Origin of the sequence: Clostridium tarantellae (assembly GCF_009295725.1) — a bacterium.
Taxonomy (GTDB): domain Bacteria; phylum Bacillota; class Clostridia; order Clostridiales; family Clostridiaceae; genus Sarcina; species Sarcina tarantellae.
This window is the reverse complement of record NZ_WHJC01000216.1, coordinates 1-5683: the sequence shown is the minus strand read 5'-3', so window position 1 is coordinate 5683 and position 5683 is coordinate 1. Positions and strand designations below refer to the sequence as shown.

The following is a 5683-nucleotide window of genomic DNA, read 5'->3' as shown; positions in this document are numbered from 1 at the left end:
ATAATAAAAATAAATTTTATAAAAAAATAGATATGAATAATTAAAAATTAACTTATTCACACCTATTAATATTATAAAAAAATGAAAAAAATACGATTGTTAAACATATGTTCTTTTGCTTATATATGAACATATTAATAAATGAATATATTAATAAATGAACATGCTTACTTTAGAATTTTAAAGTTTAAAAATTCTATTTCATACTTATCAATAATATTATCTTTATTTAAATCTAAATAGTTAATTTCATTCCAATTAATATCTTTATTATTATAGCCATAGTGTTTTGATATAATAGATAAATCACCTATATCAAATTTTCCATTATTATTAATATCACCTGTATTTTCTAATATAATTAAAGAATTAAAATTAGCTATTGCTACCTTTAAGCTTTCTATAGCTTTTAAATATTCTTCTTCTGTTGAATTTAAATTATTATTTACCTCTTCAGCAGCTAATATACTATTATTTAAATTCACCTTAGCACCTTTATGATATTGATCTACTTCAAAACCCTCTATAGCAATATTATTTAAAGTTTTTGCCTCGTTTATTAATAAGGTTAATTCATTATTCTTTTCCACAATCACCTTAGAATTAATTGTTAAATTAGTATTTTCAACTCTTCCTTTAACCTGAAATTCTCCTTCTTTATTATATAATGAAGAATCTATGTCTTCCCATAATACATTGTGTTCTTTTAATGTATTATCATTATATTTAATATTTGCTTTATCAGGCATATTAGGAGCTTTTCCTATTGTAGTTTTTATAATTATTTCTTCATTTAATTCCATAGCATTAGCTTTTACATTAACTATACAATTAGCTTTTATGTCACTACCATTTACAAAACCTTCTATAGTAAAATTTCCAACTTCTTTACATTTAGTTATATCATAATCATTCCATTTAACAGGAACATATAAATTTTCACCATTACTTAAATTAGCTAGTACTTTCTTAGGAAGAAGAGGTGCTCTACCTAATATAGTATCTACATTTAAATTATCACTTGATATTATAGAAACTTCATCTCTATAAAAATACATTTCAGCTAAAGAAGCAAAGCCACCTACACCCTTTTTAGCTATTAATTTAACATAAGAAGCTTTTGTATTATCAAAGGTTACTATTTTTTCACTTCTATCTGAATAATTATTACCATACGTCCAAGTACCTTCACTAATCTTATTAAAATTTACACCATCATTAGATAAAGCTAACTCATACTCAGTAATTATTCCATTAGAACTCCCCTCTTGTCTTGGTAAAAATCCTATTTTATTCAACTCATATTCTCTACCTAAGTTTATAGTAATTGAATGTGGTAATGTGTTTGCTTCATCCCACTTAGTATGCCACATACTGTTTTTATTGCTATCTAATACTGATTTAGCTGAGTTATTTTCTTTATCCAATTCTTCACTAGTAGCACTAGCTATCATAGTACTAGTATTAATTAAAGATAGATTTTCTATATCATTTTTATTATTATATATTTTAATATATTCCTCTTCTATTTCAGCAGTATCATTAGATAAACCATTAATCCAATGTTCAAAAAAGTCATTAGAATTCCTAGTACCTAAAGTAAAATCACATAAAAATTCATTATCCATATATAATTTTCCATTACCACTATCCACAACCACTTTCCAATCATGCCAATTATTGTCTATATTAATATCTTTAATTTTTGTCCAAGCATCATTAGAGGTTATAGCATAAATACCATTAGGTTTAAAATCTAACATTAATCTATACTTTCCATCACAAACCTTAGTACCTAAAGTTACGTTATTTCCAAGTGAGCCAGCTACAAAATCTTTAAATTTCACCTTGAATTCAATAGTATAATCTTCTGTTATATTTACATTAGTATTAGTTAATGAAGTATTAGAATTAGTATTACTAAACATTTTAAGATTTCCTTCTTCGTTTAAAGAAACACTTCCATTTCCATTAATATTCCAATAATCTAAAGAAGTCCATTCATCATCAAGTGTAATATCACTGGTAATAGAATAAATTTCTTTTGGTATTTCATTTAAAGGATCTAAACTTTGTTCACCTTTAGTTAACCACTCTAAATTAAATTTAGCTAAAGTCAATTTATTATAGCCATCTTTTTCATATAAACAATATATTTTATTTTTATCATTACTTACAGCTAAATCTGAATAAGCTGCTCCACCAGTATAAATTGTTCTAGTTATAGGCCAAGTTTTTCCTTCATCCATAGACATTTTTATAGTTAAATTACTTCTTCCTGAAGTATTATTTATATTAGAAAATAAAATTCTATTGTTATAATATTCATCATCAGAAGTAAATCTTGCCATACTTCCAAAACATATTGCATCATCTAATTCTTCATTATGTTCAGGAGTTGTCCAATTATCATTACCATTTTCACTAATAGTTAAAGCTCTTTTTTTAGTTGAAGAGGTATTTCGCATATTAAGCATTACATCCCCAGTATTTAACTCAACAGCAGTAGTCTCGTTAGGATTAGGCATATAGCTTTCAGCTGGAATTATATCTCCTCTATGCCATGTCACTCCATTATCATCACTATAAATAGTAGATACTACAGAAGGTGCATGACTTTTATTTAAAGATAACCATACAGGTACAAGTAATCTACCATTTTCAAGTTTTATTCCATGTCCAGGCCCTGTAGCTATCACTGTCCAATTATATTCATCTTTAAACTCATCAAAAGTACTTGTTATTTCAATGGATTCAGACCAAGTAAGTCCATCATCTTCACTTTTTATATAATATGCAGTGGCATATCCCTTACAATAAACCATATGCACTGTACCTGTTTCTTCATCAGTTATCATAACAGGATTATTATAAGTGCTAGATGTTTCAATACCATTTGCTAAAATTGTAGGCTCACTCCAAGTCTCTCCACCATCTTCACTTCTTTTTAAAATTATATCCATAGTTGCCCAATCAGAATAATTGCTTCTAGCTTCACAGTAAGCTAGTAATGTTCCTTTAGAAGTTACAACTATACCTGGTATTCTTGTAGAACCATAGCCATCCTTATTACTATCAAAAACAATGCTTTCTTCAAATAATTCTTCATTAGTAAATTCATTTAACATTGTATTAGCTAAAATTTTTATTGGTTTAGAAAAATTAGTTGCAAATATACTTAACATAAATAAAGTACAAAATACACTAATTTTTTTCAAGAAATTTTTTTTCAACATATTCACTCTCCACCCTTTTTAAAATTAAACTTTCAACTAATTATACGTTTACAGCATTATAAAAATGTTATTAAAATAAAAAAAGCCTAAAACTATTTAAAGCTTATAGGCTACTTAGTAAATTATGCATTAAAAACCTCTTTAATAAAATTCCACGTTTCTTTTGGTTTAATAATAAATGTAATAAATATTTTAATAAGTATAATCTTTATTAAAATAATAAATAAAAAATTTAAAGTTAAACTGTAAAAAAATAAAAAACACATACAAATTAAAATGTCCCAAATTAACATCTTATTGCAAAAGTTAATTATTTTATTATGTCTTCTTTCTATTAGTTCTTTTAATCTTCCATCCTCATCATAAAAACAAATATCATTTAAATCTAAATTTTCATCCTGAAAATCCTCTTCTAAGTGTAATTTAGTAGTACTTAATAATTTACTTTTTAATTTTTTAAAAGTATTTTTCATTTTATTCTCCTCATTATTAAAATTTTATTAGTACGTACAAAAACTTTTACAAAAATACGATAAAATATTTCCAATTAATATTTTATCATATTTTTGTACTTTTTGTATTATTTTGCATTAAAATTTATCATTATAATATAAAAATCCCACTTAAACTTAAATTTTTAAAGTTATTATATTTTTAAAAATCCATCAGTTTAAACTGATGGATTTACTTAGAAAATAATAGTTTCATTTATGAAATTACTTATTTAATTTATTATTTTCCTTAGCCCATGTATCTATTTGTATTTGCATTTCTTTTTGTATTTTTTCTATTCCTTGCTCTTTTAATTTAGAATTGAATTTAGGTAAATACTCATCCACATTCACAGAACCACTATATAAAGTAGCTTTAAATTCATTAAGAACATTAGTTATAGCTGCTATTTCATTTGATACTGGCTCAGTATTAAATTTAAATCCTAATATTGGTGAAGTTTTAGCAGCAGAATTAAATTCTTCAAACATCTCCCACTTATTAGTATCCTCATTATCTAATACATTAAGAAGGTACATATTTCCTAATGTATAATAGGGTACTCCATATCCACCAGTCTCATTATTTTCAATTAGTTTAATCTGATTATCTCCAATTTTATTATAGTGAGTTCCTTCTATGCCATAATTAACTAAATTTCTTACATATGGATCTGTATTTAAAAGATTTAAAAACTCAACAGCCTTCTCAGGATGTTTTGAAGTGTTAGAAATAGCCATTACTGAACCTGTAGTAGACGTATTTGTAATATAAGTATCCATTACATCGGAAGTAACTACTTCATATTTAAGATTATTACTCCAAACCCTATCTGCTCCAGGTTGTCCATCTGCTTTAGTTACAAATCTTTTAATAGAAGAATTACCTTTAGTAGTAGCTGAATCTTGATTAATGTATCCTAATTTGTAATATTTATGCATGGTTTTTAAAGTTTTCTCCATTTCAGGAGTTTCAAATATATTTTGAATCTTAAAAGTTCCATCTTCATTGTATGGATCAATATAAGATATTCCTAATGGTTCAACTATATAATCAAAGGTAGTTTGAGATGTGAAATGAGTTCCTTCCACATAAAACGGAACTACATCAGGCTCATTTTCCTTTATAACTTTTAACCATGGCTCTAAATCTTCAAAAGAATGAATATCTTCATAAGGAATATTATACTTATCTACATATTCCTTAGTAAAACGCCACATAGGAACAACTCCAAGCTCCTTTTGAGCTGGAACACCATATATCTTTCCATCTACAGCAACTCCCTCCCAAAATCTTGAATCAATAGTTTCCTTCATATCTTTGCCTTCATTTTCAAGAAGTTCTGTTAAGTCTAAATAAGCACCTTTTCTAGCATAAGTTAAATAATTCCAAGCGTTAGTAAACATTATGTCATACTCTTCACCAGAATTAACTACAACAGACATTTTTTGATCATAATCACCGTAACCTATAAACCTCATATCCACATTAACATCTATTTTCTCATCTAAATATTCATTAAGCTTACTTTGAACAATATCTAAATCCTTTGGTGATTCACCAATTGTATACCAAGTTAAAGTTACTAAATCTTTATTCTGATCTTTAGATGAATTTGAACTATTTCCACATCCAACTAAAATTGTTGTAGCCATTAATGTTGCTACTGTAACTGCTAACAATCTCTTTATCTTTGTCATAATATTCCTCCTAAAATTCCATAAAATCAATAATAACGTTTACATTATATTTATATTACATTAATCATAAAATTATTTATATATTTTTTAAATTAAAAGTAAAAACAGAAAAAAGAGTAATAATTTATTCAATGTCATTAAGATAAGATATTTTTTTATATCAAGCTTTCCTAGAAAATAAAATTTTTCTGGGAAAGCTTTTTGTTACCTAGAAATATTATTTTAAAATTTATTTTTAGGTATGACTAATAAGCA

3 protein-coding genes are annotated in these 5683 nt (G+C 25.6%); all 3 read right to left on the bottom strand.

What is annotated here, in order from left to right; genetic code table 11:
• Positions 1-167: 167 nt before the first annotated feature.
• Positions 168-3236 (bottom strand): exo-alpha-sialidase, encoded by a 3069-nt coding sequence (locus GBZ86_RS11835; protein ID WP_152890918.1) that lies wholly within the window; start codon positions 3234-3236, stop codon positions 168-170.
• Positions 3237-3358: 122 nt separating this feature from the next.
• Positions 3359-3709, bottom strand: a complete 351-nt coding sequence (locus GBZ86_RS11830) for a hypothetical protein (RefSeq protein ID WP_152890916.1) — start codon at positions 3707-3709, stop codon at positions 3359-3361.
• Between the two features lie 243 nt (positions 3710-3952).
• A complete protein-coding gene (locus GBZ86_RS11825; RefSeq protein ID WP_152890915.1) occupies positions 3953-5428 on the bottom strand; it encodes an ABC transporter substrate-binding protein in 1476 nt (491 codons plus the stop codon).
• Positions 5429-5683: the final 255 nt, after the last annotated feature.